1 protein-coding gene is annotated in these 1,218 nt (G+C 67.1%); it reads left to right on the forward strand.

Annotation, left to right across the window (positions count from 1 at the left end):
* Positions 1 to 70: 70 nt before the first annotated feature.
* The coding region (locus AXW62_RS39690) for a beta-ketoacyl reductase (protein WP_502688794.1) at positions 71 to 1,218 on the forward strand (1,148 nt) is incomplete at its 3' end.

The following is a 1,218-nucleotide window of genomic DNA, read 5'->3' on the forward strand; positions in this document are numbered from 1 at the left end:
CGCTGTTCGAGGTGCGGTGGGTGTCGGTGCCGGTGGGTTCGGTGGTGCCGGTGAGTCGGTGGTGTTGGGGGTGGATTGTGCTGATGTTGCGGGGCTGGCTGGGTGTGGTGAGGTTCCGGGTGTTGTGGTGTTGGTGGTGGAGCCTGGTGGTGTGGCGGGTGCTGAGGTGGTTCGTGTGCTGGAGGTTGTGCGGGGGGTTTTGGCTGAGCCGGGGTTGGGTGGTGTGCGGTTGGTGGTGGTGACGCGTGGTGGGATGGCGGAGGTGCCGGATCCGGCTTCGGCGGCGGTGTGGGGTCTGGTGCGGTCCGCGCAGACGGAGTATCCGGGGCGTGTGGTGTTGGTGGATGTGGACAGTGACGTGTCGGTTGGTTCGTTGAGGGGTGCGGTGTCGGTGGCGTTGGGGTGTGGTGAGCCGCAGGTGGCGGTGCGGGGTGAGGGGGTGTTGGTGCCTCGTCTGTTGCGGGTGGGTGGGGTGTCGCCGGAAGGCAGTGCGGTGGGTGTGGTGGGGCCGGTGTGGGATGCGGTGGGGACGGTGTTGGTGACGGGTGCCAGTGGTGTGTTGGCTGGTGTGGTGGCGCGGCATTTGGTGGTGGAGCAGGGGGTGCGGCGTTTGGTGTTGGTGAGTCGTAGTGGTGCGGGGGCGGAGGGGTTGGTGGCGGAGTTGGTGGCGGCTGGTGCTGAGGATGTGTCGTTTGTGTTGTGTGATGTGGCGGATCGTGAGGGTATGGCGGAGGTGCTGGCGGGGGTGGCGGAGGAGTATCCGTTGCGGGGGGTGGTGCATGCGGCGGGTGTGCTGGATGACGGTGTGCTGGGTGGGTTGTCGGGTGAGCGGTTGGCGGGGGTGCTGCGTCCGAAGGTGGATGGGGTGTTGGTGCTGGATGAGTTGACGCGTGGGCTGGATCTGTCGGCGTTCGTGGTGTTCTCGTCGGTTGCTGGTGTGGTGGGTACGGCGGGTCAGGCTGCTTATGCGGCGGCCAATGCGTTTATGGATGCGTTGATGGCGGTGCGGCGTTCGGAAGGGCTTGCGGGGACGTCGTTGGCGTGGGGGCTGTGGGCTGCTGAGGGTGGTATGGGTGGTGGCTTGCGGGAGCGGGATCTGGAGCGTGTGTCGCGGATGGGGATTGTTCCCATGCCGGTTGCGGAGGCTTTGGGGCTGTTCGATGCGGCGATGGGGCTGGGCCGGGCGTGTGTGGTGCCGGCGCGTTTGGACATGGCCGC

The sequence above is a fragment of the Streptomyces hygroscopicus subsp. hygroscopicus genome, assembly GCF_001553455.1.
Classification (GTDB): domain Bacteria; phylum Actinomycetota; class Actinomycetes; order Streptomycetales; family Streptomycetaceae; genus Streptomyces; species Streptomyces hygroscopicus.